Consider the following 22,560-nt stretch of genomic DNA (forward strand, 5'->3'; position numbering starts at 1 on the left):
GCCTAGAGATAGAAGCTTTGCGCGAGCGCGCCGATCATCAGCTGCCAGCCGTCGGCCAGCACGAAGAGCATCAGCTTGAAGGGCAGCGCGATGGACGCGGGCGGCACCATCATCATGCCCATCGACATGAGCACGCTGGCCACCACCAGGTCGATGATGAGGAACGGGATGAAGATGGTGAAGCCGATCTGGAACGCGGTCTTCAGCTCGCTGATGACGAAGGAGGGCAGCAGTATGCGCAGCGGCACGTCTTCGGGGCCCTGCATCTCGGGCGCCTTGGCGAGCCGGGCGAACAGGGCCAGGTCGGTCTCGCGGGTCTGCTTGAGCATGAAGGTCTTGAAGGGGGCGATGCCGCGCTCCAGCGCCTTTTCCGCGCTGATCTTGTTCTCCGAGAAGGGCTGGTAGGCCTCGGTGTAGGCCTTGTCGAACACCGGCGACATCACGAAGAAGGTGAGGAAAAGCGACAGCCCCACCAGGATCTGGTTGGGCGGCGAGGTCTGCGTGCCGATGGCCGTGCGCAGCAGGCCGAGCACGATCAGGATGCGCGTGAAGCTGGTCATCGACAGCAGCAGCGCGGGCAGGAAGGTGAGCGAGGTCAGCAGCACCAGCGTCTGCACGCTCAGCGACCAGGTCTGGCTGCCGGCGGGCCCTGGGGTGCTGGTGAGGCCGGGCAGGCCCTGGGTCCAGGCGGCCAGGGGCAGCGTGGCGGCGAGCAGCAACAACGCGGCGCGCAGGCCGCGGCGCAAGGCGGGATGCGTCATGGAGCGGAGTGCGCCTTGCCCCAGAGGGATTCGCGCAGCTTGCGGGCAAAGAGTTCGACCGGACTGTTCGTGCCGGCGGCCTGCGCCGCGGCATGGTGGTCCGGGGCCGATGCCTGGGCAGGCAGCGTGTGCAGCGTGTTCACATGGGTCGCGGTAACGCCGAGCACCACCCAGGTGCCGGCAACCTCGATCACCACCACGCGTTCGCGCTGGCCGACCATGGCGCTGGACACCACCTTCACATGCTGGCCGCCGCCCAGGCGCTGCAGCCCGAAGCGGCGCGCGAGCCAGGCGCACAGGAAGATCAGCCCGACCACCACCGCCATGCCGAAGCCGGCCTGCAGCAGGCTGCCGGCACCGACGGCCGACGGCGCGGCCGCGGCGGCTTCGTGCGTGGGCGAGGGCACGGTGGGCAGCGCGGCGTGCGCGCCCCGTGCGCAGAACAACAACAGCAGGGCCGGCGCCGCCGCGCCCCATGCAGGCAGGTGCCGGCGCAGGTTCATGAGCGGGCGAGCTTCTGCATGCGCTCGGACGGGGTGACGATGTCGGTCAGGCGGATGCCGTATTTCTCGTTCACCACCACCACTTCGCCTTGCGCGATCAGGTAGCCGTTGATCAGCACGTCCAGCGGCTGGCCGGCCAGGCCGTCGAGCTCGACCACCGAGCCCTGCGACAGCTGCAGCAGGTTCTTGATGGTGATGCGGGTGCGGCCGATCTCGGCGGTCAGCTGCACCGGCACGTCGAGCACGCGCGCGATGTCCACCGGGCCGGCGCCCGGGTTGGCGGCGGCGGGCGTGTCCTGGATCTGCTGGAAGACCTGCGCGGTGGCGGGTGCCACGGCGGCGGCTGCGGCTGCCTGGGCTTCCTGCACCGGCGCGGGCGCGGTGGCGGCCGTCTGCTCGGCCAAGGCGGCGGCCCAGTCGTCCGCGTCGCTGCTGGCGGAAGAGTTGTTGTCAGTCATGGTCGTTCTTCAAATCGCTGTCTTGGTGGGAGATCATTTGTTGCACGCGCAGTGCGTAGCGCTCGTTGGAGGTGCCGTAGCCGCACTCCATCACCGGCACGCCGCCGACCTTGGCGACGACGGTCTCGGGCAGCTCGATGGGAATCACGTCGCCGACCTGCAGCTTCATGACCTCGCCCAGCGTCGAGGGCATGGTCACGAAGTCGGCCACCAGCTCCACGTCCGCGGCCTGCATCTGGCGCGACATCTGCTTGACCCAGCGCTTGTCGATCTCGACCTCGTCCTGGATCGGGTTGGACAGCAGGTCGCGGATCGGCTCGATCATCGAGTAGGGCAGGCACACGTGCAGGAAGCCGCCGATGGGGCCGAACTCGATCTGCAGCGTGGTGTTGATCACCACCTCGTTGGGCGCCACGATGTTGGCGAGCTTGCCGTGCATCTCGGCGCGCACGTAGTCGAAGTCGAGCGGGAACACGGGCTGCCACGCCTCGCCGTAGCACTGCAGCGAGATGTCGAGCAGCCGCTTGATGATGCGCTGCTCGGTGCGCGTGAAGTCGCGGCCTTCCACGCGCACGTGGTAGCGGCCGTCGCTGCCGAAGAGGTTGTCCACCACGAGGAACACCAGCTTCGGGTCGAACACGAAGAGGGCCGTGCCGCGCAGCGGCTTCATGTGGATCATGTTGATGTTCGCTGGCACCGGCAGGTGCCGCACGAACTCGCCGAACTGCTGGATCTGGACCTGCCCCACCGAGATGTCGGGGCTGCGGCGCATGAAGTTCAGCAGCGCGCCGCGCAGGCCGCGCGCGAAGCGGTCGTTGATGACCTCCAGCGTGTGCATGCGGTTGCGCACCACGCGGTCGGGCGCGCCGAGGTCGTAGGCCGGCAGGCCGTCCTTGGGCGGGGGCGGCGGGGCCGACGACTGGTCGATGTCTCCGCCGGTGACGCCTTGCAGGAGAGCATCGACCTCGTCCTGGGAAAGCACCTGTTCATACGCCATGGGTCGCTTGTCTGGAGGAAGGGGTGGTCACTGCACGACGAACGTGTTGAACGAGACGCTGGCAATGCCCAGTTCGGGCGCGCCGGCGCTCAGCGGTGTGCTCAGCGCCTTGCGGATCTCCTCGGCCAGCCTGGCCTTGTCTTCCGGCGACACGACGGAGTCGGGCGAACGGTTGGACAGCAGCATCAGCAGCCGGCTGCGCACCTCGGGCATGAACTCGACGAGCTGGGCCTTGGTCTGCTCGTCGCGCACGCGCAGCGCCATGCCGACCTGCAGGAAGCGGCCGCGGCCCTCGGACTGCAGGTTGACCGTCACCGGATCGAGCATCAGATAGATCGGCTTCTCGGGCACCGGCGCCTTGGCGGTCTCGGCGGTGGCGGGCGTGCCCATGAAGCGGGGAACGAGCACGTAGGCGGCCGCGCCCACGGCGACAAGGCCGACGGCGAGCAGCAGCCCGATCATCAGCTTCGAGGAGCGGCGTGAGCCCGGTTCGGCGGGAATGGCGTTGGCGGCGGAAGAGGAGGTAGCCATGGTGAAGCGTTTAACTTGTCCGATCTATTCTTTGCGAAGTCCCTCCTGGATGAACGGCCGAACAAGCGCGAAAAGACGCTTCACATCCGTTCATTGCGCGGCACCGGTGAGGGCGCCGCCGCGGGCGGGGGCAGGTATGGGTTGTCGCCTCAGGCGAAGGTGTCGACCCCCGAGCGCGCAGTGTTGCCCGCAAGGCTGGCGCGCGCGGGCGCCACGGGTTCGGCCGCCGCGCTGTTGCCGGCACGGCCGGCGCCGGGGTAGGCCGGCGCGCCTTGCTGGCGGGCCGCCTGCTGCTGCTGTTGCTGGTTCTGCTGCGCGAAGGCCGCGTCCTGGCCGAAGGGCTGGCGGGTTTCCGCGCCGACGGAGGTCTGGCCCAGCGTGATGCCCTGCTCCGAGAGCGAATTGCGCAACTGCGGCAGCGCGGCCTCCACGGCCTTGCGCACGCTTTCATGCGCCGACACGAACATGGCCTGCGCCTGGTTGTCGCCGATCGACAGCGTGACCTTCAGCGGACCGAGTCCGGCGGGGTTGAGGTTGAGCTCGGCCGTGTGATGGCCGGTGGTGCTCATGCGCGCCAGCTGCTGGCCGAGCGCCGGTGCCCACTTCTCGCTGCCGACTTCGGGGGCGACGGTGTACGCGCCCGGGCGCGTGGCCTGGCCGGTGTCGGCGCTGCGTTCGGCCGGGGCCGCCACCGTGGCGGCCTGCTGCACGGCGATGGGCGTCGCGGCGGGTTGTGCGTCGTCGCCGCCGGTGGATGCGGCGGCGGCAGCGGCGGCCACGGGCAGCGCGGCGGCCTTGGTGTCTTCGGCGGAGGCCTTCGGCTGTGCCGCGCCTGCCAACTGCTCGGCCGTGGCGGCGCTCGCCGTGGTGCGTGCGGAGGCGCGGCCCGAAGCCGCCGTGCCGGCCGGTGCGCCTGCGGCCGCGGCTGGCTTGGTGGCACCCACGGCGATGGTCTGCGCCGCGACGGCCGCGCTGGCGATGTCGTGCAGCGGCGTGGCCGGGGTGTCGTCGGCAGCCGGCTGGCTGGCGGCCGCGCCCGGCCTGGCGGCGGCGTCCCTGGCCGCGGCCTGGAGGTCGGCGGCCTTCGCGGCATCGGGCGCGGCCTTGGCGTCCGCGCTTGGTGCGGCGCCCTCGGGCAGCGGTTTGGCCAGCGGGTCCTGCACTGCGGCTTCCAGCGGCGTGTCGGCGGCGGCCGCGACCGTGGCCGTGCCGGCGGCATCGGCGCCGCGCGCGGCCTGCGCGCTGGCGCGTCCCGCCAGCGTCAGCGCGTGCAGCGGCGTGTGCGCCGGCGCCAGGAAGGCGAGGTTCGGGTCGGCCGGCAGCGGGGCATCTTTGGTGTCGTCGTCGATGCCGGGCCGGCGCACGGTCTTGCGGTCGGCGGAGGCGACGTCGCTGGCCGGCGCTGCGCCGTCCTGCGGCGTGGCCGCGGCATTGCGGCTGCCGGCCCGCGAGCGCTCGAGCGCGGCGCCGAAGCTGGCGCCTTGCGCGTCGTCCGCGCCACGGCCTCGCTGGCCGGCCTGGGCGGCCGAAGAAGTCGCAGAAGACCCGTTGGCGGCGACGGAGGGCGTGATCATGGGTGGCATGTCGGTTCCTGGAGATTCAAAGGGTCGGATGCGATGCGCGGTCGAAGAACTTGCGCGCCGCGCGTTCGTCGCTGTCGCGCTGCTCGCGCTTGGCCTCGGCCATCAGTTCCTGCATGCGCACGCGCTCGGCCAGGGTGTCGAACGAGCTCAGGCGGCGCTTCTGGTGCTGCCAGTCGGTGCGGCCGTTGTCGAGCCGGGTCTCGGTCTGCGCGGCGATGGCGCGCTGCTGCTCGATGGCGCCGTCTAGCGTACCGAGGAAGTTGCGGTAGTTGCGCCACTGCGAAGAGGGCAGGCCGCCGCGCATCAGCGCGTCGAGCTGGTCGTGGTAGTCCTGCCGGTACTGCAGCAGCAGTTCCAGCTTCTGGCTGGCGTTGAGGTGTGCGCTCTGCAGGGCGCCAAGGCGCCGCGCAGCATCGTCGGTCTGCGTGTGCGCCAAGTCGATCAGCATGCCGAGGGGGAGCTTGCGTGTCATGTCTGGAACTTCTTGGTGTTGGGTGTCCTGGAGTCGAAGCCTTGCGTGGACGCTGGCTCGGGCACGAAGAGGTGCTCGAGCTGCGCGATCGCGTCTTCATAGCCGGTGCGTTCGTCCATCGACTGCTGCAGGAAGGCCTCGATGCGCGGGTACATCGCGATCGCCTTGTCCAGCTGCAGGTCGTGGCCGGGCGCGTAGGCGCCCACGCTGATCAGGTCACGGTTGCGCTGGTAGCGCGACAGCATCTGCTTGAAGCGGCGCACCGTGTCGAACTGCGAGGACGGGATCAGCGCGGTCATGGCGCGGCTGATGGAGGCCTCGATGTCGATGGCCGGGTAGTGCCCGGCTTCGGCCAGCGTGCGCGAGAGCACCACGTGCCCGTCCAGGATGGCGCGCGCCGAGTCCGCGATCGGGTCCTGCTGGTCGTCGCCTTCGGACAGCACCGTGTAGAAGGCGGTGATGGAGCCGCCGCGCCCCTGCGCGTCGCGCGCGCCGTTGCCCGCGCGCTCCACCAGCGCGGGCAGCCGCGCGAACACCGAAGGCGGATAGCCCTTGGTGGCGGGCGGCTCGCCCACGGCCAGCGCGATCTCGCGCTGCGCCATCGCGTAGCGGGTGAGCGAGTCCATGATGAGCAGCACGTCCTTGCCGCGGTCGCGGAAATACTCGGCCAGGCAGGTCGCGTAGGCCGCGCCCTGCAGGCGCAGCAGCGGCGAGTTGTCGGCCGGCGCCGCAACCACCACCGCGCGCGCCAGGCCTTCCTCGCCCAGCGTGTTCTCGATGAAGTCCTTCACCTCGCGGCCGCGTTCGCCGATCAGGCCGACCACGATGACTTCGGCGCTGGTGTAGCGCGCCATCATGCCCAGCAGCACGCTCTTGCCCACGCCGGAGCCGGCGAACAGGCCCATGCGCTGGCCGCGGCCGACGGTGAGCATGGCGTTGATGGCGCGCACGCCGACGTCGAGCACCGAATCGATGGGCGCGCGCGACAGCGGGTTGATGGGCGGCGAGCTCAGCGGCACCTTGCGCACCACGTCGAGCGGGCCGAGCCCGTCGAGCGGGCGGCCGGCCGCGTCGACCACGCGCCCGAGCATGCCTTCGCCCACCGGCAGGCGCTTGGTGTGGGCGTCGCCGCTGGTGCCGGGCTCGGTGGCGCCGGGCCGCGCGAACACGCGCGCGCCGGGCAGCAGGCCCGCCACTTCGGTCTGGGACATCAGGAACAGGCGGTCTCCGGCGAAGCCCACCACTTCGGCCTCCGCATGGCGCTGCGCGTTGCCGGGCGGCAGCTCGATCAGGCAGTCGCTGCCCACGGGCAGCTGCAGGCCGACGGCTTCCAGCACCAGGCCGACGGCGCGCGTGAGGCGGCCCGAGGCGGTGGTGGTTTCGCAGCGCGCGACATTGCCGCGCGCCTTCTCCAGCGCGGCGCGCACTGTCTGCAGATGGGGGTTGGCGGTGGCGGTCTGCATGGCGCTCAGAAGGTCTCGGCTTCGCCGTCGTCGCCCGTGCCGCGCACGGCCGCGGCCACGCGCTTCCAGCGGGTCTGCAGCGTGCCGTCGAGCTCGCCGTTGGCGGACTGCACGCGGCAGCCGCCGCGTTCGATGTGGTCGTCGGCGCGCATCTGCCAGCCGGCGGCCTCGATCTCCTCGCCCAGGCTGTTGCGCACCAGCGCAACGTCGTCGGGGTGCAGCAGCAGGCGCGGTTCGCCGCGCAGCGCGGGCTCGGTGTTGAGCAGGTCGCGCACCACCGGCAGCACCCATTCGGGCTCGGTCTTCAGCGTGCGGTGCACCACCTGGCGCGCCACGTCGAGCGCAAGCGCGAGCACGGCCTCGGCCAGTTCGCTCTCTGCGCGCTGCAGGGCGTCGGGCAGCGACTGCGCCAGCGCGCGCAGGCGTTCAGCGTGCACGCTGGCGGCGGCGAGGCCGGTCGCCAGGCCCTCGGTGTGGCCGACCTTGCGGCCTTCGGCCAGCCCCGCGGCGCGGCCCTCGGCTTCGCCGGCGGCGCGCGCGTCCTTGCGGATGCGGGCCAGCTCGGCCAGGTCGATCTTGGGGGCGGGCGGCGGCGCGGGCGGCAGGGCGCCGCCGTTGGCATTGCCGTGGGCGTTGCGTTCGGTGGCCTTGCGCCGCTCGGGCGTCTTGCCGCCGTCGAGCGTGCCCATTTCCCAGCGCTCCCATGCCGAGAGCGCGGGAACGCTGGCGGCGGCCGCGTGGCGAGCGGCGGCCTGGATGGCGGCGAGGCGTTCGCGCGATTCGCCGAACGCGCGGGTGGTGTCAGACGAAGTCATCGGTGCCAGGCGCCGCAATCACGATTTCGCCGGCCTCCGCCAGACGGCGGGCGACCTGCAGGATGGCCTTCTGTTCGGTCTCGACCTGCGAGACGCGAACCGGGCCGCGCAATTCCATGTCCTCGCGCAGCGTCTCGGCGGCGCGTTGCGACATGTTGTTGAGGAACTTGTCGCGCAGCTCCATCGGCGCGCCTTTGAGCGCGATGATGAGCGAGTCGGACTCGATGTCCTTGAGCAGGCGCTGGATGCTGCGGTCTTCCAGGCCCAGCAGGTTCTCGAACACGAACATCTCGTCGACGATGCGCTGTGCCAGCGCCTCGTCCTTCTCGCGGACGTGGGCGATGGCTTCTTCTTCGACCGCGGTGCTCATGAGGTTGACGATCTCGGCCGCCGCGCGCACGCCGCCCAGGCGGCTGCGTCGCACGCCCTGGCCCGCGAGCATTTCGGTCAGCACGTCGGTCAGCTCCTTCAGCGCGGACGGCTGCACGCCGCCGAGCGTCGCCACGCGCATGATCACGTCGTGGCGCAGGCGCGTGGGCAGCTTCTCCAGCACTTCGGAAGCCTTCATGCGGTCCAGGTGAACCACCAGCGTCGCGAGGATCTGCGGATGCTCGTCGCGGATGAGCTCGGCCACCTCGCCGGCCTCGAGTTCGTTGAGCCGCTCGATGCCGCCGCGCGGCTCGTCGGGCTGCAGGATGTCTTCCAGCAGGTTGCTCGCGCGGTCGTCGCCCAGTGCCTTCTTCAGCACGGCACGGATGTAGCTGGTGGAGCCCAGGTGCAGGGCCGACAGCTGCTCGGTCTCTTCGCGGAACTCGGCCAGCACGGATGCCAGCTCCTCCTTGGAGACGGAGGTCAGCTTGGACATCGCCAGGCCCAGTGCCTGCACCTCGGAGGTGGGCAGCTGGTGCAGTGCGGCGGCCGCGCGGTCTTCGCCCAGCGCCATCAGCAAGATGGCGCTCTTGCGGGTTCCCAGTTCGCTACTCATCGGTGTTCATCCAGTGCTGGATCAGGGCGGCCACCAGCTTCGGATCCTTGTCGGCGAGCTGGTGGGCATAGTCCATGTCGGCCTTCTTGCGGCTGGCCTCGCGTTCGCGCAGGCTCTCCTCGGCGGACGGCGTGTCGGGGTCGGGCGCGGCGGCCGGCTCGACGGCGGCCACGGGGGCCGGTGCCGGCGCGGCGGGCGCATGGCGGCGCGTCAGCGGCCGCAGCACGGCCAGCCAGGCGAACAGCGCGATCAGCGCATACAGCAGGTACTGGCCCACCGTCTTGCCGATCTCGATGTTCTCGCGGTCGCGCCAGAACGGTACTTCGGGCGCGGGGCCGCTGTCGGCGTCGCGGGCGAAGGCGCTGTTGACCACGTTGAGCGAGTCGCCGCGGTCCTGGCTGAAGCCCATGGCTTCCTTCGCCAGGTTGCGGATCTGCTCCAGCTCGGCGGGCGTGAGCGCGCGGCTGTTGACCTTGCCGGCGGCATCGACCGCGTCGCGGTTGTTCACGACCACCGCGACCGACAGCCGCTTCACGCCGCCGGCGGCCTGCTGGACGTGGCGGATGGTGCGGTCGAGTTCGTAGTTGGTGGTGGTGTCCTTGCGGGTGCTGCTCGGGCCGGTGGCCGCGCCCGCGGTGGAGGCGGTGGTCGCACCTTGGGCGCCCTGGGCGCCGGGCGCACCTGGCGTTCCGGGCGGCGGCGTGCCGGGGGCGTTGGGCGCGCGCGGGCCGACGATGGGTGCCGTCGGGTTCACCGGCGGCTGGTTGGTCAGGGCGCCGGGCACGCCGCCGGGCGGGGCGCCGTTGTGCTGCGCCGACTCGCTCGACTGCTGGCTGCGCACGGCGGCCTGCGACGGGTCCTGGTTGGGCTTGTACTTCTCGTCGGTGTGCTCGACCACCGAGAAGTCGATGTCGGCCGCGACCTGGGCGCGCACGTTGTTCGCGCCCACGATGGGTTGCAGGATGGCCTCGATGCGGCGGATGTAGTTCTGCTCGATCTCCTGCGCGTACTTGAGCTGGCTCACGTCCAGCCCGCGCTCGGTGCCGCGCGCGGAAGACAGCAGGTTGCCGCGCTGGTCGACCACGGTCACGCTCTTGGCGTCCAGGTCGGGCACGCTGCTGGAGACCATGTGCACGATGGCGCTGACCTGGCCTTCGTCGATGCTGCGCCCGCGCATCAGGTTCAGCACCACGGAGGCCGAAGGCTTCTTCTGGTCGCGCACGAACAGCGACGGCTTGGGCAGCGCCAGGTGCACCCGGGCCGACTCGATGCTGCCGATGGATTCGATGGAGCGCGCCAGCTCTCCTTCCAGCCCGCGCTGGTAGTTGATCTGCTCGGCGAACTGGCTGGTGCCGAACTTCTGGTTGTCCATCAGTTCGAAGCCGACGCCGCCGGCCTTGGGCAGGCCCTGGGCCGCGAGCTTGAGGCGCGTTTCCGCGACCTTGTCGCCGGCGATCAGGATCGCGCCGCCGCCATCGGCGAACTTGTAGGGAACGTTCATCTGCTGCAGCGACGCGATGATCGCGCCGCCGTCGCGGTCCGACACATTGGTATAGAGCACCTTGTAGTCGGGCGTGCGGCTCCACAGCACGAACGCGGCGGCCGCGGCCACCAGGGCCGCGCCGCCGACGATCAGCGGCAGCTTCGGCTGCGCGCGCAGGCGTTCCAGGATCGGTGGCAGGCCGTTGCCGGCCGCCGGCGGCTCGCCGGCAGGTGCCGCCGTGCTCATGCAGGCACCTTGGTCATGGCCGGGCGGCCGCAGGGGTCGAGAGCCATGTCGAGAGAAGAAATTCGGTGTTGAGATGTCATTCCGGGTGGCCGGTGATGTCATCCGCGGCCTGTTCGTTTCGCGAACGATTGTCAACAGACGCAAGGAATTCGATCGGTCGAACAGCCGGGGTTTTTGCCCTCAGTTGGGCGCTTGAATCCGGGTCTTCCCTTGATACGCTGCGTGCCGGCCGAGGGGCTTTGGTCCCTCCTTGTCAAGTCACGCAGAAGTGTTCAAAGAGAAAGAACCCAGCCATGTCGATCAGCGCCATCGAATCCGTCCTGCAGCAGATGCGCGTCACCGCGCTCAACACCGGCATCGCGCCCGCGAGCGCCGCGCCCGCCGAGGCCGGCGGCGGCTTTGCCGCGGAGCTGAAGCGCTCGCTCGCCAACATCAGCAACGCCCAGCAAGGCGCCTATGCGCAGGCCGAGTCCTTCGAAATGGGCAAGCCGGGCGTGGCGCTCAACGACGTGATGGTCGACCTGCAGAAGGCCAACGTGGCGTTCCAGACCGGATTGCAGGTGCGCAACCGCCTGGTGGGCGCCTACCAGGAGGTGATGAGCCTGCAGGCCTGATGGCGGGAGGTTGTGGCCCCCGGCGGCCCTGGTGAACTTTTTTGGGCGCCGCCCTAAATGTTTGAAAGCTCCGGCCGATAACCAAATCAACGATGGCTTGAGTCTCACAGTGGAAGCGGGTCCAGCGTTACGGCCGAAAGCCGGAGTCCACAACCTTTTTTCATCAATCAGGAGTCGAACATGGCGCAAGTCATCAACACGAACAGCCTTTCTCTGCTCACGCAGAACAACCTGAACAAGTCGCAGTCGGCCTTGAACAGCGCCATCGAGCGGCTGTCGTCCGGCATGCGCATCAACAGCGCCAAGGACGATGCAGCCGGCCAGGCCATCGCCAACCGCTTCACGGCCAACATCAAGGGCCTGACGCAAGCAACGCGCAACGCCAACGACGGCATCTCGATCGCTCAGACGACCGAAGGCGCGCTGACCGAAGTCAACAACAACCTGCAGCGCATCCGCGAACTGTCGGTGCAAGCCGGCACGGGCACGAACTCGGCGACCGACCTGGACTCGATCCAGGGTGAAATCACCCAGCGCCTGAACGAAATCAACCGCGTGTCGGAACAGACCCAGTTCAACGGCGTGAAGGTCCTGTCGGCCAACGCCGGCAAGCTGACCGTGCAAGTCGGCGCGAACGATGGCGAAACCATCGACATCGACCTGCAGGAAATCAGCGCCAAGACCCTGGGCCTGGACGGCTTCAACGTCAACGGCAAGGGCGTTTCCGCCAACGTCAAGGCCAACGTCAACGACCTGACCAAGGCCGGCGCCACCGGCACGGGCCCCTACACCGTGACGACCAGCTTCGCCAAGGTGACGGCCGAGCAGGCAGTCGACGCCATGCAGGACGGCAACACCGCCGTCGTGGGTGCGACCACCTACAAGTACGACGCTACCGCCGGCAACTTCACGACGACCGCCACGGTCGCCACCGGCGCGCCCACCACGGCTTTCGCCGCGACGCTGCTGCCGACGGCCGGCAACAAGTTCTCCGGTACGTTCACGGGCGCCAGCGGCTCCACGAACTTCGAAGTCGACAGCACCGGCGCGATCACGATCGGCGGCCAGGCAGCCTACATCTCCGGCGGCAACCTGACGACCAACAACGTCGGCGCTCCCCCGGCGGCCACCGCTGCAACGCTGTTCGGCGGTGCCGACACCGGCGCCGGCGCTTCGAGCATCAAGCTCAACGGCACGACCTACAACTTCGCTGCTGGCGCCAACTCCGGCTTCACGTACACCAAGACGGTGTCGAAGGACGACGTCAAGACCGCCGTTGCCGGCGCTGCTTCCACTGTCAACCTCGGCCAGGGCATCTTCGCCTCGACCGTGACGTTCGCTGCGGCCGGTGGCCTGTCCAGCGACACGTACATGGACAACGACAAGGAAATGACCAAGACCGCGTCGTACACCACCGACTACGCAGTCAACGCGGTCAACGGCGAAGTGACCGTTGCCTCGACGACCGGTACCGGCAAGTACGCCGCACAGGTCGGCGCCACGGCATACATCAACTCGGCCGGCAAGCTGACCACGGACACGACCAGCAAGGGCACGAAGACGACCGACCCGCTGGCTGCCCTGGACGCGGCCCTGGCCAAGGTCGACACGCTGCGCGGCTCGCTGGGCGCGGTGCAGAACCGTTTCGACTCCGTGATCGCCAACCTCGGCACCACGGTGACCAACCTGTCGTCGTCGCGTTCGCGCATCCAGGACGCCGACTACGCGGTCGAAGTGTCGAACATGACGCGCGCCCAGATCCTGCAGCAAGCAGGTACCTCGGTGCTGTCGCAAGCCAACCAGACCACGCAAGGCGTGCTGTCGCTCCTGCGTTGATCGACAAGGCCTAGTTAGCCGAAAACAGCAAGGAAAAGCCGGGCCCCTCCCGCAAGGGTGGGGTCCGGTGGGCGCAGGCAACCGGGGCAAGCCGGAGCCGCCTGCGCTGTCCTCTGCGGCCATGCCCCGACAGGCGAGGCCGCAGAGCACAGCGAACCCAGCAAGACAAGGTGGAAATGATGTTGAACCCCGTGCCGGCGAACTCCGTGAAAGAAAGCCAGTGGACGCAACTGCTCCTCGGTGACGTTGCGGGTGCGGGTGCGCGCGGCGCGGCCACGGCCGAGAAGGACGACGCGAAGGAACAGGCGACGCCGGTGCAGGTGGAGCAGGCGGTGCGCCAGGTGAACAAGGCGCTCTCGCTTCGCGAGGTTGGCCTGCGGTTCGAGGTCGACAAGGACACCGACAAAGTCATCGTCAAGGTGGTGGATCGCGCCAGCGGCGAGGTCATCCGCCAGATCCCCAATGAAGAAGTCGTGCGCATGGCGAAGCTGATGAGCGACGGCAAAGGCCTCCTGGTGGACCACGCGGCCTGAGTCCGCGGCACACCGGTATCTCCAGCGACGGCAATCAACTACACGACAGGAAAGCAATCACATGGCAACCATCACCAGTCTCGGCGTCGGCGCCAATCTCGACCTCGCAACCCTGCTCACGAAACTCGAGACGGCCGAGAGCCAGCCGCTGGTGGCGTTGCAGGCCAAGGCCAAGAGCTACACGAGCAAGCTGTCGGCCTACGGCACGATCCAGAGCGCGCTCGGCACGCTGCAGGCGGCCGCCAAGAAGCTGGGCGACCCGACGCTGTTCCAGAGCGTGACCGGCACGCCCACGGTCAGCGGCATTCTTTCCGCGTCTTCCACCGACGTGAGCTCGGCCGGCAGCTACACCATCGACGTGTCGCAGCTCGCGCAGGCGCAGACCCTGGTGAGCGCGGGCCAGGTCGATACCAAGACCGCCATCGGCAGCGGCAAGATCACCATCGACTTCGGCGCCATCACCGGCGGCACGCTCAATGCCGCGACCGGCCAGTACACCGGCGCCGCCTTCACCGCGGATGCGAGCCAGCCCGCCAAGTCGATCACCATCGATTCGAGCAACAACACGCTCGAAGGAATCCGCAAGGCGATCAACGACGCCAACGCCGGCGTGACCGCGGCGATCGTGAGCGACGGCAGCGGCGCGCCCAACCGGCTGGTGCTGACCTCCACGGCGACCGGCGAAAAGTCGAGCATGCGCATCTCGGTGGACGGCGACGCGGCGCTGCAGGGCCTGCTGAACAACGACCCGGCCGGCACGCAGAACCTGAAGCAGACGGCGGCGGCGCAGAACGCCAAGCTCAACGTCAACGGCATCGACGTGACCAGCGCGACCAACACCGTCAAGGACGCCATCCAGGGCACCACGCTCACGCTGGTGGGCACCGGCAAGACCGGCCTGGCGATGAAGGAGAACTCGGCCGGCGTGAAGACGGCGATCAACGATTTCGTGAAGGCCTACAACAGCCTGCAGAGCACCGCCAAGACGCTCACCGCCTACGACGCGACCACCAAGACGGCCGCCGCGCTGGTGGGCGACAGCACGCTGCGCAACCTGCAGACGCGCATCCGCCAGGCGCTCACCACGCCGCAGGCCGGCGGCGTGAACGACATGAAGGTGCTCACCGAGATCGGCGTGGCCTTCCAGAAGGACGGCACGCTGGCCGTGGACTCCGACAAGCTCGACAAGGCCCTGGGCGCCAACCTGAAGGGCGTGGCCAACCTGTTCTCCAGTGCGACCGGCAGCACGGGCGGCTACGGCAAGCAGATCGACGCGATCGTGACCGACCTCAACGCCAACGCCCTGAAGGTGGCCAGCGACGGCGTGACCTCGACGATCAAGAAGCTCGACGACCAGTACGACGCGATGCAGGTGCGCGTGGACTCCACGGTCGACCGCTACCGCAAGCAGTTCAACCAGCTCGACGTGCTGATCGGCAAGCTGAACAACACCAAGAGCTACCTCACGCAGCAGTTCGACGCGCTGACCAAGAGCAGCAAGTAAGCGGCGCAGAAGACGCAGACCCATCCGGAGCAACCGCAGATGTACACCTCTCACAACATGCGCACCGGCGCCGGCGCTTATGCGCGCGTCGGCGTGGAAACGAGCGTGATGAGCGCGTCGCCGCACCAGCTCATCGTCATGCTTTTCGACGGCGCCAAGACCGCCATCGGCATGGCCAGGCATCACATGGCGGCCGGCGAGATCGAAGCCAAGGGCAAGGCGATCTCCAAGGCCATCGGCATCGTGGACAACGGCCTGAAGGCCGGCCTCGATGCACAGGCAGCCGGCGAGGCCGGTGCCGAACTCGTGGGCAACCTGTCGGCGCTGTACGACTACATCGTCCAGCGTCTGTTCCGGGCCAACCTGCACAACGACGTGCAGGCCCTGGACGAGGCCGACCGGCTGCTCGAGAACATCGCTTCCGCCTGGCGGGAAATCGATGACCGGGCCCGCGGCTGATCCGCGACAGCAATTGAAGACAGGGAAAGACAGGGAAAAGATGGTAGTCCGGAGTGAGATCGTTCATTGCTACGAGGAGCTTGCCTCCAGCGTCTCTCTGATGCTGGAACTCGCACGCGACAAGGATTGGGGCCGGCTGCCCGAGCTCGAGGCCCGCTGCTCGGCCATCGTCGACCGGCTCAAGGTCATCGAGCCCATCGGGACGCTGGAGGCGGTGGAAGTGGAGCGGGTCCTGTATCTGCTCGACCGCATCCGCGCCGAACAGACCGAGGTGTCGGAACTGATCAAGCCGCAGCTCGATGAGCTCATCAGCCGCATGGGCTATCTCAGCCAGCAGAAGAATCTGGGCAGGGCCTACGGGCTGACGCACTGATGGCTGCCTGAGAAAAGAAGCGTCGCGACCATGAGTGCACTTGCCGGACTTGTCGATGCATTGCTGGCCGCCCGGCTGACGCCGCGGCTGGACGTGCTCGGCATCAAGCCCGAGACCACCATCGGTGCTCCGGGCCCGGCCATTGCGGTCGGCAAGGTCGCGAACGATGTGCGGCTGCCCTCCAACGCGGCGCTCGACCGGCAGATTCCGGCCGGGAGCCCGGGCGGGGCGGCGCATGCGTCTTCCGGCGCGGGACCCTCGGCCGCGACGCAGCTTTCGCTGGCGGCGCGCGTGATTGGCGCCGTGCTGGCCGACCTGCAGGCGGAGCCGGGGCCGGTGCGCGGCGCCGCGCCGTTGTCGGCGGCCCGGCAGCCCGCGACCGCCCAGGCGCTGGCGGGCACGCTGGCGCAGACGGTGTCGAACAGCGGGCTCTTCTACGAGTCGCACCTCGCGGAGTTCGCCGCGGGCGGACGATCGCTGGCGCAGATGGCGCAGGAGCCGCAGGCGAAGTGGTCGGTGCCGCTGGCCGCAGCTGCCGCCAGACCGGCAGCTGCGGCTGCGGCTGCCGTGGCGCAAGCTGTGCTGGCCGACATGCCCGAGATCGCTCCCGCGATGCCGGCGGCTGCCGGAGCACCCGCTGCCGCGGCCGCACAGACGCCGGCCGCCGTGCCCGGCGCGATGGTGCCGAATGCGCCCGCCACGGCCGCTGCGACGGCTGATGCCAAACCGAATCCAGATGGTTCCGCACCTTCTGGTATGTCCGGCAAGAGCGACGCTTCCGGCGCGGCCGACGCCGCGCCATCCGCCGATGCCGCCCGCGTGCAGGCGGCCTATCGCCAGCCTGGTGCCGCGACTGCCGATGCCATGCAGGCGCATCGCGCGAGCCAGGCGGAAGCCGCGCGCCAGTCCGACAGCCAGGCCGCTCCGCCTGCTTCGCGCAGCGCGAACAGCGCCGAAGTGATCCATCCGCAAGCGGTGGCGCTCGTGCACCAGCAGCTCGATCTGCTGGCGAGCGCCAATTTCCGCTGGAGCGGGCAGGCCTGGCCCGATGTGCCGATGTCATGGTCGATCGAGGAAGAATGGCGCCAGCCCGACGCGCGTGGCGGCGCCGATTCGCAAGACGAGGCCACGCGCCGCTGGTCGACCACGGTGTCGCTGGTGCTGCCGCGCCTGGGCGAGGTCGACCTGCGCCTGAGCCTGACCGGCGCCAGCGTGCAGGCACACCTGTCCGCCCGCGAGGCCGACACCATGGCGCGCCTGCGGGACGACGCCGGCCGGCTGACCCAGCGTTTCGAGGCCGCCGGCCTGCAGCTGCAGCAGTTGCAGGTCACGGCGAAGGCTTATGCATGAACGGCGCGCCTGCCAACCGCAACAGCGCGGTCGCGCTGTCGTATGCGGACAAGACCAAGGCACCCGTCGTCGTGGCCAAGGGCTACGGCGTGGTCGCCGAATCGATCATGCGCCAGGCGCGCGAGAACGGGCTGTATGTGCACGCGTCCGCGGACCTCGTGAGGCTCCTGATGCAGGTCAACCTCGACCAGCAGATCCCGCCGCAGCTCTACCGCGCGGTTGCCGAAGTGATGGCATGGATATATGGCCTGGAAGGCCAGGGCGAATCGCACGCCGGACACCAAATTGAAACATGATCTATTCGAATGGCTGCATTTATGCAGCACTCAAATAATTAACTTCCAATTCACATGTTACACATGTAATAGTATTTTTCAATACAGTTTGCAAGATGAATGAATTATGGACGAAACGGGCTCTCGGTAACACATGGTTTCAGTGCCGGGAATCGCTTGCGTCCAACGTGGATTCCCTCTCTGTACGAGGGAGAGACCCTTCGCTGTTGTCAGATTTTTCCTACATTTTTTGCCGAGATTCTTAGCAGATACTTCAAAGTGAAAAACTTTGTGTATATAATGTATACACGATTGATTGGAGCACGGAGTGGACGTGAAATCGGAAATGGAAATAGACGTGGAAAATTGCAATCCCAGTGCAAACGGTGTGATTTCGAAGGAAATCGGCGAGATTAATCTGGCCTATATGCTGCTTGCCCAGAAGCTGGTCAAACAAGACCGGGCAGAGGCCATGTTTCGCCTCGGAGTGGGGCGCGAACTCGCCGATCTGCTGGCGAACATGTCGCTCAGCCAGATCGTCAAGCTGGCTGCATCCAACTTCCTGTTGTGCAGCTTCAGGCTCGACGACAGGCCGATGTTCGCGGTGGTCGGCGAAGGCAAGGAGCCCGCGCTCCAGCAGGCGCACATGTCGATCCTGATGGCCGCGCGCCAGGCGCAGTCGCAGGCGGCATCGGCATCGCAGATGCGCGAACCTGGAGCGGCGGCCGCATGACCCGCAAGAGCGTCCTTGGCGAAGTCCGAGAGGTGCAGCTCGCTGTCGAGCTGATCGGGCTGGGCGCCCGCCTGCAGTTCCTGGAAGCTGCCGTCGCGTTGAGCCGGGAGCGCTTGATCCGCCTGTACAAGGAACTCAAGGGCGTCTCGCCGCCCAAGGGCCTGCTGCCGTTCTCTACCGACTGGTACATGACCTGGCTGGCCAACATCCACTTGTCGATGTTCTACAACATCTACCGCTTCATGCTCGACGAGGCGGACGAGAGCGAACTGCCCGCGCTCATCAAGGCCTACCGCCTCTACACCGAGCAGGTCGGCTCGCAGGGCGGCGAGGTGGTGCTCGATTTCACCCGCGCCGAAACGATGGTGCGTTTCTTCGACAGCGACATGCTGCAGCTGAGCACCTGCTGCCGGTGCGGCGGCCACTTCGTGGCGCATGCGCACGACAACAAGAACGGTTATGTGTGTGTCCTGTGCCGTCCGCCTTCGCGCGCGGGCAAGGCACGAAAGCCCAAGGTCGCCGAAGTGCGGCGGGGCGGACTGATCTCCGTGGGACCGGTGCTCGACATCGGGGGCGCGGTCTAGGTAGGCACCCTGCGCCACGGCACGGGGTTTTTGGTTTGACGCCCAAGGGCGATAGGGGAAGCGCGTGCTGGTTCTGGTTGGATATCTCGTGGTGATCGGTGCCGTGTTCGGGGGCTATGCCCTCATGGGCGGGCACTTCGGCGTCCTGTTCCAGCCGGTGGAGTTGCTCATGATCGGCGGCTCCGCGCTGGGTGCCTTCATTGCCGGCAACAACGGCAAGACCATCAAGGCGACCATCAAGGAGCTGCCGCTGCTGCTGCGCTCCTCCAAGCACAACCGCCAGCTCTACATGGACCTGCTGGCGCTGCTGTACGAGCTGCTCGCCAAGGCCCGCAAGGAGGGCATGATGAAGCTGGAGGCCGACGTCGAGGACCCGGGCTCGAGCGAAATCTTCCTGCGCTATCCGAACATCCTGGCGCACGAGGGCATCACCGTCTTCCTGTGCGACTACCTGCGCCTGGTCATCAGCGGCAACACCGACGCGCACGAGATCGAGGCGCTCATGGACCACGAGATCGAGACCATCCGCCACGAGGCCGAGGTGCCTGGCCACAGCCTCTCGCGCGTGGCCGACGCGTTGCCGGCGCTGGGCATCGTCGCCGCCGTGATGGGCGTGGTGCACGCGCTCGCCTCGGCCGACCTGCCGCCTTCGGAAATGGGCGCGCTCATTGCCCACGCGATGGTCGGCACCTTCCTGGGCGTGCTGCTGGCGTACGGCTTCGTGTCGCCGCTGGCCACGCTGGTCGAACAGAAGGTGGAAGAGGGCATGAAGATCTACCAGTGCGCCAAGGTCACGCTGCTGGCCAGCCTCAACGGCTACGCGCCGCAGCTTGCGGTGGAGTTCGGCCGCAAGGTGCTTTTCTCGACGGAGCGCCCGTCGTTCACCGAGCTGGACGACCACGTCCGCGAGGTCAAGGCGCGCTGACGCCCCGCCCAGAGAAGAGCGAACAAGCGAGCGACCATGAGCGAAGGCAAGCCCCAGATCATCATCAAGCACGTCCACAAGGGCGGGGGCGGCGGCCATCACGGCGGCGGCTGGAAGATCGCGTATGCCGACTTCATGACGGCCATGATGGCTTTCTTCCTGGTCATGTGGCTGCTGTCCATCTCCAGCCCCAAGCAGCGCGAAGGCATTGCCGAGCACTTCCGCATGCCGCTGCGCGTGGCGATGCACGGCGGCGACAAGGCCAGCCTGAGCTCCAGCATGATCCCCGGCGGCGGCGCCGACGTGATGCATGTCGAGGGCGAGGTCAAGCAGTCCGACGCCGAGGAAGAAGCCGACGCGAACCGCCTGGCCGCGATGAAGAAGCAGCTCGACGAGCTGATCGAGAAGAGCCCGGTGTTCCGGCAGTTCCGCTCGCAGATCCTGATCGACATCACCACCGAGGGGCTGCGCCTGCAGATCGTCGACACGGAGAACCGCCCGATGTTCGAGCTGGCCAGCGCCCGCGTGGTGCCGCACATGCGCGCCATCCTGCGCGAGCTGGCGCCGGTGCTCAACGGCCTGCCCAACAAGCTCACGCTGTCGGGCCACACCGACGCCATCGTCTACACCAACGACAAGACCTACGGCAACTGGGAGCTGTCGGCCGACCGTGCCAACGCTTCGCGCCGCGAGCTCGTGGCCGGCGGCATGGTCGAGGGCAAGGTGCTGCGCGTGATCGGCCTGGCCGACAGCATGCACCTGGACCGCGCCGACCCGCGCAACCCGATCAACCGGCGCATCAGCATCATCCTGCTCAACCACAAGACCCAGGAACGCATCGAGCGCGAGAACAGCAGCGACGGCGGCAGCAGCACGCGTGTCGGCAAGCTGCCTCCCGCGAACAGCGCGCCCAAGGCCGCTGCGACGACGGAATAACAACGCAGACAACCCAAGGGGACGGCGCCAGCGCCGGCCCGGAGCAACGAGATGGACCTCAGTCAATTCACCCAGGCATTCTTCGTCGAAGCCATCGAGCTTCTCGCGGAGATGGAGCAACTGTTGCTGGAGCTCGACGTCGATGCTCCCGACAGCGAGCAGCTCAATGCCATCTTCCGCGCCGCGCACTCCATCAAGGGCGGTGCGGCGACGTTCGGTTTCACCGCCTTGACCAACACCACGCACGTGCTCGAAACGCTTCTGGACCGCGCCCGCCACGGGCAGCTGAGCCTGAACGGTCGAATGATCGATGCATTTCTGGAAACGAAGGACGCCTTGCAAGAACAACTCACCGCATACCAGGCCGGCCAGGAGCCGAACCCTGACATGGTCGCGCACATCTGCGGCGTGCTTCAGCAACTCGCGCTGGAAAGCGGCGACGAAAGCCTTGCGGCGCACGCTGCCGCCACGGCGGCGGCCCCCGCACCCGCAGCGGCTCCCGCACCCGCGCCCGCCGCGGCGCCGGCCGAGGCCGCCGCACTCGCCGGCGACGGCGTGCTGCGCATCCGCTTCGCCCGCCTCTCCGACAGCGAATGCGACCTGCTCGCCGGCGAACTCTCCAACCTCGGCAATGTGGTGTCGCGCACGCGCACCAACGACAAGCTGACGGTGCTGCTCGAGACCACCTGCGACCCCGACGACATCGTCGCCGTGTGCTGCTTCGTCATCGACGAATCGCAGATCGACATCACGCGCGAAGCGGCCGGCGCCGTGGCGGCGCCCGAGCCCGCGGCGGCGGCACCGGCCGAGGCGCCCGCCAAGCCGCCGGCCGTGGTCGCCGCCGCCGTGCCGGCCGTGCAGGCCGCGCCGCCCGCGCCGGTGGCGGCAGCGCCCGCCGCGGCGTCCGCCGCCAAGGAATCCAGCTCCATCCGCGTCGACGTGGAGAAGGTCGACCAGCTCATCAACCTCGTGGGCGAACTCGTCATCACGCAGTCGATGCTCACGCAGGCCGCGACCATGCTCGACCCGGTGGCCTACGAACGCTTCCTCAGCGGCCTCGGCCACCTGGAGCGCAACGCGCGCGACCTGCAGGAATCGGTCATGTCCATCCGCATGATGCCGATGGACTACGTGTTCAGCCGCTTCCCGCGCGTGATCCGCGACGTCAGCGCCAAGCTGGGCAAGCAGGTGCGCCTGGACACCTACGGCAAGGAAACAGAGCTCGACAAGGGCCTGATCGAGCGCATCGTCGACCCGCTCACGCACCTGGTGCGCAACAGCCTCGACCACGGCATCGAGACGCCCGAAGTGCGCCTGGCCAAGGGCAAGGACGCCACCGGCCAGCTGCTGCTGTCGGCGCAGCACCACGGCGGCAACATCGTGATCGAGGTGAGCGACGACGGCGCCGGCCTCAACCGCGAACGCATCCTGGCCAAGGCCATGCAGCAGGGCATGGCGGTGAGCGAAACCATGCCCGACGAGGAGGTGTGGCAGCTCATCTTCGCGCCCGGCTTCTCCACCGCCGAGCAGGTGACCGACATCTCGGGCCGCGGCGTGGGCATGGACGTGGTCAAGCGCAACATCCAGGAAATGGGCGGCCATGTGGAAATCCACTCGCGCGGCGGGCAGGGCACCACCACGCGCATCGTGCTGCCGCTGACGCTGGCCATCCTGAACGGCATGTCGGTGAAGGTGGGCGACGAGGCCTACATCCTGCCGCTGAGCTACGTGATCGAGTCGCTGCAGCCGCTGCCGGAGCACCTGCATTCCATCACCGCCGACGGCCACGTGATCCGCGTGCGCGGCGAATACCTGCCGCTGATCGAACTGCACCGCGTGTTCGACGTGGCGGGCGCGCAGACGCATCCGACGCAGGGCATCCTGGTGATCGTGCAGGCCGACGACAGCCGCTTCGCGCTGCTGGTCGACGAACTGCTCGGTCAGCACCAGGTGGTGGTGAAGAACCTGGAAACCAACTATCGCAAGGTGCCCGGCATCTCGGCCGCGACCATCCTCGGCGACGGCAGCGTGGCCTTCATCATCGACGTGGGCGCCATGCCACGCATCCAGCGCGCGCAAGCCGCGAGCGCGGCTGCCCTGGCGGGAGCCTCCCGGAGGGCCGACGCCATCGCGCTCTGAGA

General features: G+C 68.2%; 24 protein-coding genes. 13 read left to right on the forward strand and 11 right to left on the reverse strand.

The window, feature by feature from the left end; translation table 11 throughout:
* Positions 1–2: 2 nt before the first annotated feature.
* The 11 genes from fliP to fliF form a co-directional block, all read right to left on the reverse strand.
* Positions 3–761: a flagellar type III secretion system pore protein FliP gene (fliP, locus tag C4F17_RS25710; protein ID WP_081265886.1), complete on the reverse strand. Its 759-nt coding sequence runs from the start codon at positions 759–761 to the stop codon at positions 3–5.
* Positions 758–1,264 (reverse strand): flagellar biosynthetic protein FliO, encoded by a 507-nt coding sequence (gene fliO, locus C4F17_RS25715; RefSeq protein WP_106937124.1) that lies wholly within the window; start codon positions 1,262–1,264, stop codon positions 758–760. The genes fliP and fliO overlap by 4 nt, the downstream gene beginning before the upstream one ends.
* The gene (gene fliN / locus C4F17_RS25720; protein WP_081265884.1) at positions 1,261–1,722 is read right to left on the reverse strand and encodes a flagellar motor switch protein FliN; all 462 of its coding nucleotides are present in this window, start codon (positions 1,720–1,722) and stop codon (positions 1,261–1,263) included. The genes fliO and fliN overlap by 4 nt, the downstream gene beginning before the upstream one ends.
* Positions 1,715–2,719, reverse strand: coding sequence for a flagellar motor switch protein FliM (gene fliM / locus C4F17_RS25725; protein ID WP_081265883.1), 1,005 nt, complete (start codon positions 2,717–2,719; stop codon positions 1,715–1,717). Before fliM ends, fliN begins: the two co-directional genes overlap by 8 nt.
* A 27-nt stretch (positions 2,720–2,746) precedes the next feature.
* Entirely contained in the window at positions 2,747–3,250 is a 504-nt protein-coding gene (fliL, locus tag C4F17_RS25730; RefSeq protein ID WP_106937125.1) for a flagellar basal body-associated protein FliL, read from the reverse strand.
* A 149-nt stretch (positions 3,251–3,399) separates the two neighbouring features.
* Positions 3,400–4,833 (reverse strand): flagellar hook-length control protein FliK, encoded by a 1,434-nt coding sequence (locus C4F17_RS25735; RefSeq protein ID WP_106937126.1) that lies wholly within the window; start codon positions 4,831–4,833, stop codon positions 3,400–3,402.
* A gap of 16 nt (positions 4,834–4,849) precedes the next feature.
* A complete protein-coding gene (gene fliJ / locus C4F17_RS25740) occupies positions 4,850–5,305 on the reverse strand; it encodes a flagellar export protein FliJ (protein WP_106937127.1) in 456 nt (151 codons plus the stop codon).
* Positions 5,302–6,768 (reverse strand): flagellar protein export ATPase FliI, encoded by a 1,467-nt coding sequence (fliI, locus tag C4F17_RS25745; RefSeq protein WP_106937128.1) that lies wholly within the window; start codon positions 6,766–6,768, stop codon positions 5,302–5,304. Before fliI ends, fliJ begins: the two co-directional genes overlap by 4 nt.
* A gap of 5 nt (positions 6,769–6,773) precedes the next feature.
* Positions 6,774–7,583 carry a flagellar assembly protein FliH gene (fliH, locus tag C4F17_RS25750; RefSeq protein WP_106937129.1) on the reverse strand — a complete coding sequence of 270 codons (810 nt, stop codon included), beginning with the start codon at positions 7,581–7,583 and terminating at the stop codon, positions 6,774–6,776.
* A complete protein-coding gene (fliG, locus tag C4F17_RS25755) occupies positions 7,570–8,568 on the reverse strand; it encodes a flagellar motor switch protein FliG (protein WP_081271455.1) in 999 nt (332 codons plus the stop codon). Before fliG ends, fliH begins: the two co-directional genes overlap by 14 nt.
* A complete protein-coding gene (gene fliF, locus C4F17_RS25760) occupies positions 8,561–10,297 on the reverse strand; it encodes a flagellar basal-body MS-ring/collar protein FliF (RefSeq protein ID WP_106937130.1) in 1,737 nt (578 codons plus the stop codon). Before fliF ends, fliG begins: the two co-directional genes overlap by 8 nt.
* A 293-nt stretch (positions 10,298–10,590) precedes the next feature.
* On the opposite strand from fliF, the gene fliE reads away from it, so the two are divergent.
* The 13 genes from fliE (at position 10,591) to cheA (ending at position 22,558) form a co-directional block, all read left to right on the forward strand.
* Entirely contained in the window at positions 10,591–10,911 is a 321-nt protein-coding gene (gene fliE, locus C4F17_RS25765) for a flagellar hook-basal body complex protein FliE (RefSeq protein WP_081271454.1), read from the forward strand.
* A 180-nt stretch (positions 10,912–11,091) separates the two neighbouring features.
* Positions 11,092–12,747 (forward strand): FliC/FljB family flagellin, encoded by a 1,656-nt coding sequence (locus C4F17_RS25770; RefSeq protein ID WP_106937131.1) that lies wholly within the window; start codon positions 11,092–11,094, stop codon positions 12,745–12,747.
* A gap of 179 nt (positions 12,748–12,926) precedes the next feature.
* Positions 12,927–13,280 (forward strand): flagellar protein FlaG, encoded by a 354-nt coding sequence (locus C4F17_RS25775; protein ID WP_159053719.1) that lies wholly within the window; start codon positions 12,927–12,929, stop codon positions 13,278–13,280.
* A 61-nt stretch (positions 13,281–13,341) separates the two neighbouring features.
* Positions 13,342–14,784 (forward strand): flagellar filament capping protein FliD, encoded by a 1,443-nt coding sequence (fliD, locus tag C4F17_RS25780; protein WP_081271451.1) that lies wholly within the window; start codon positions 13,342–13,344, stop codon positions 14,782–14,784.
* A gap of 39 nt (positions 14,785–14,823) precedes the next feature.
* Positions 14,824–15,243: a flagellar export chaperone FliS gene (gene fliS / locus C4F17_RS25785; protein ID WP_081271450.1), complete on the forward strand. Its 420-nt coding sequence runs from the start codon at positions 14,824–14,826 to the stop codon at positions 15,241–15,243.
* A gap of 100 nt (positions 15,244–15,343) precedes the next feature.
* Positions 15,344–15,616 (forward strand): flagellar protein FliT, encoded by a 273-nt coding sequence (locus C4F17_RS25790; RefSeq protein ID WP_234382382.1) that lies wholly within the window; start codon positions 15,344–15,346, stop codon positions 15,614–15,616.
* A gap of 30 nt (positions 15,617–15,646) precedes the next feature.
* Positions 15,647–16,966: a flagellar hook-length control protein FliK gene (gene fliK / locus C4F17_RS25795; RefSeq protein WP_159053720.1), complete on the forward strand. Its 1,320-nt coding sequence runs from the start codon at positions 15,647–15,649 to the stop codon at positions 16,964–16,966.
* Entirely contained in the window at positions 16,963–17,262 is a 300-nt protein-coding gene (locus C4F17_RS25800) for an EscU/YscU/HrcU family type III secretion system export apparatus switch protein (protein WP_081271449.1), read from the forward strand. The genes fliK and C4F17_RS25800 overlap by 4 nt, the downstream gene beginning before the upstream one ends.
* Positions 17,263–17,587: 325 nt before the next feature.
* Positions 17,588–17,974, forward strand: a complete 387-nt coding sequence (gene flhD, locus C4F17_RS25805; protein ID WP_106937134.1) for a flagellar transcriptional regulator FlhD — start codon at positions 17,588–17,590, stop codon at positions 17,972–17,974.
* Positions 17,971–18,558 carry a flagellar transcriptional regulator FlhC gene (gene flhC / locus C4F17_RS25810; protein ID WP_106937135.1) on the forward strand — a complete coding sequence of 196 codons (588 nt, stop codon included), beginning with the start codon at positions 17,971–17,973 and terminating at the stop codon, positions 18,556–18,558. Before flhD ends, flhC begins: the two co-directional genes overlap by 4 nt.
* Before the next feature lie 64 nt (positions 18,559–18,622).
* Positions 18,623–19,483 (forward strand): flagellar motor stator protein MotA, encoded by an 861-nt coding sequence (motA, locus tag C4F17_RS25815; protein WP_081271447.1) that lies wholly within the window; start codon positions 18,623–18,625, stop codon positions 19,481–19,483.
* A gap of 36 nt (positions 19,484–19,519) precedes the next feature.
* Entirely contained in the window at positions 19,520–20,419 is a 900-nt protein-coding gene (motB, locus tag C4F17_RS25820; RefSeq protein ID WP_081271446.1) for a flagellar motor protein MotB, read from the forward strand.
* Positions 20,420–20,470: 51 nt separating this feature from the next.
* Positions 20,471–22,558, forward strand: a complete 2,088-nt coding sequence (gene cheA, locus C4F17_RS25825) for a chemotaxis protein CheA (protein WP_106937136.1) — start codon at positions 20,471–20,473, stop codon at positions 22,556–22,558.
* Positions 22,559–22,560 lie beyond the last annotated feature (2 nt).

Source organism: Variovorax sp. PMC12 (assembly GCF_003019815.1).
Taxonomy (GTDB): domain Bacteria; phylum Pseudomonadota; class Gammaproteobacteria; order Burkholderiales; family Burkholderiaceae_C; genus Variovorax.

Coding starts and splice junctions, on each gene's coding strand:
- fliP (WP_081265886.1), bottom strand. CDS start 761: ATGACGCATCCCGCCTTGCGCCGCGGCCTGCGCGCCGCGTTGTTGCTG.
- fliO (WP_106937124.1), bottom strand. CDS start 1,264: ATGAACCTGCGCCGGCACCTGCCTGCATGGGGCGCGGCGGCGCCGGCC.
- fliN (WP_081265884.1), bottom strand. CDS start 1,722: ATGACTGACAACAACTCTTCCGCCAGCAGCGACGCGGACGACTGGGCC.
- fliM (WP_081265883.1), bottom strand. CDS start 2,719: ATGGCGTATGAACAGGTGCTTTCCCAGGACGAGGTCGATGCTCTCCTG.
- fliL (WP_106937125.1), bottom strand. CDS start 3,250: ATGGCTACCTCCTCTTCCGCCGCCAACGCCATTCCCGCCGAACCGGGC.
- C4F17_RS25735 (WP_106937126.1), bottom strand. CDS start 4,833: ATGCCACCCATGATCACGCCCTCCGTCGCCGCCAACGGGTCTTCTGCG.
- fliJ (WP_106937127.1), bottom strand. CDS start 5,305: ATGACACGCAAGCTCCCCCTCGGCATGCTGATCGACTTGGCGCACACG.
- fliI (WP_106937128.1), bottom strand. CDS start 6,768: ATGCAGACCGCCACCGCCAACCCCCATCTGCAGACAGTGCGCGCCGCG.
- fliH (WP_106937129.1), bottom strand. CDS start 7,583: ATGACTTCGTCTGACACCACCCGCGCGTTCGGCGAATCGCGCGAACGC.
- fliG (WP_081271455.1), bottom strand. CDS start 8,568: ATGAGTAGCGAACTGGGAACCCGCAAGAGCGCCATCTTGCTGATGGCG.
- fliF (WP_106937130.1), bottom strand. CDS start 10,297: ATGAGCACGGCGGCACCTGCCGGCGAGCCGCCGGCGGCCGGCAACGGC.
- fliE (WP_081271454.1), top strand. CDS start 10,591: ATGTCGATCAGCGCCATCGAATCCGTCCTGCAGCAGATGCGCGTCACC.
- C4F17_RS25770 (WP_106937131.1), top strand. CDS start 11,092: ATGGCGCAAGTCATCAACACGAACAGCCTTTCTCTGCTCACGCAGAAC.
- C4F17_RS25775 (WP_159053719.1), top strand. CDS start 12,927: ATGTTGAACCCCGTGCCGGCGAACTCCGTGAAAGAAAGCCAGTGGACG.
- fliD (WP_081271451.1), top strand. CDS start 13,342: ATGGCAACCATCACCAGTCTCGGCGTCGGCGCCAATCTCGACCTCGCA.
- fliS (WP_081271450.1), top strand. CDS start 14,824: ATGTACACCTCTCACAACATGCGCACCGGCGCCGGCGCTTATGCGCGC.
- C4F17_RS25790 (WP_234382382.1), top strand. CDS start 15,344: ATGCTGGAACTCGCACGCGACAAGGATTGGGGCCGGCTGCCCGAGCTC.
- fliK (WP_159053720.1), top strand. CDS start 15,647: ATGAGTGCACTTGCCGGACTTGTCGATGCATTGCTGGCCGCCCGGCTG.
- C4F17_RS25800 (WP_081271449.1), top strand. CDS start 16,963: ATGAACGGCGCGCCTGCCAACCGCAACAGCGCGGTCGCGCTGTCGTAT.
- flhD (WP_106937134.1), top strand. CDS start 17,588: ATGGAAATAGACGTGGAAAATTGCAATCCCAGTGCAAACGGTGTGATT.
- flhC (WP_106937135.1), top strand. CDS start 17,971: ATGACCCGCAAGAGCGTCCTTGGCGAAGTCCGAGAGGTGCAGCTCGCT.
- motB (WP_081271446.1), top strand. CDS start 19,520: ATGAGCGAAGGCAAGCCCCAGATCATCATCAAGCACGTCCACAAGGGC.
- cheA (WP_106937136.1), top strand. CDS start 20,471: ATGGACCTCAGTCAATTCACCCAGGCATTCTTCGTCGAAGCCATCGAG.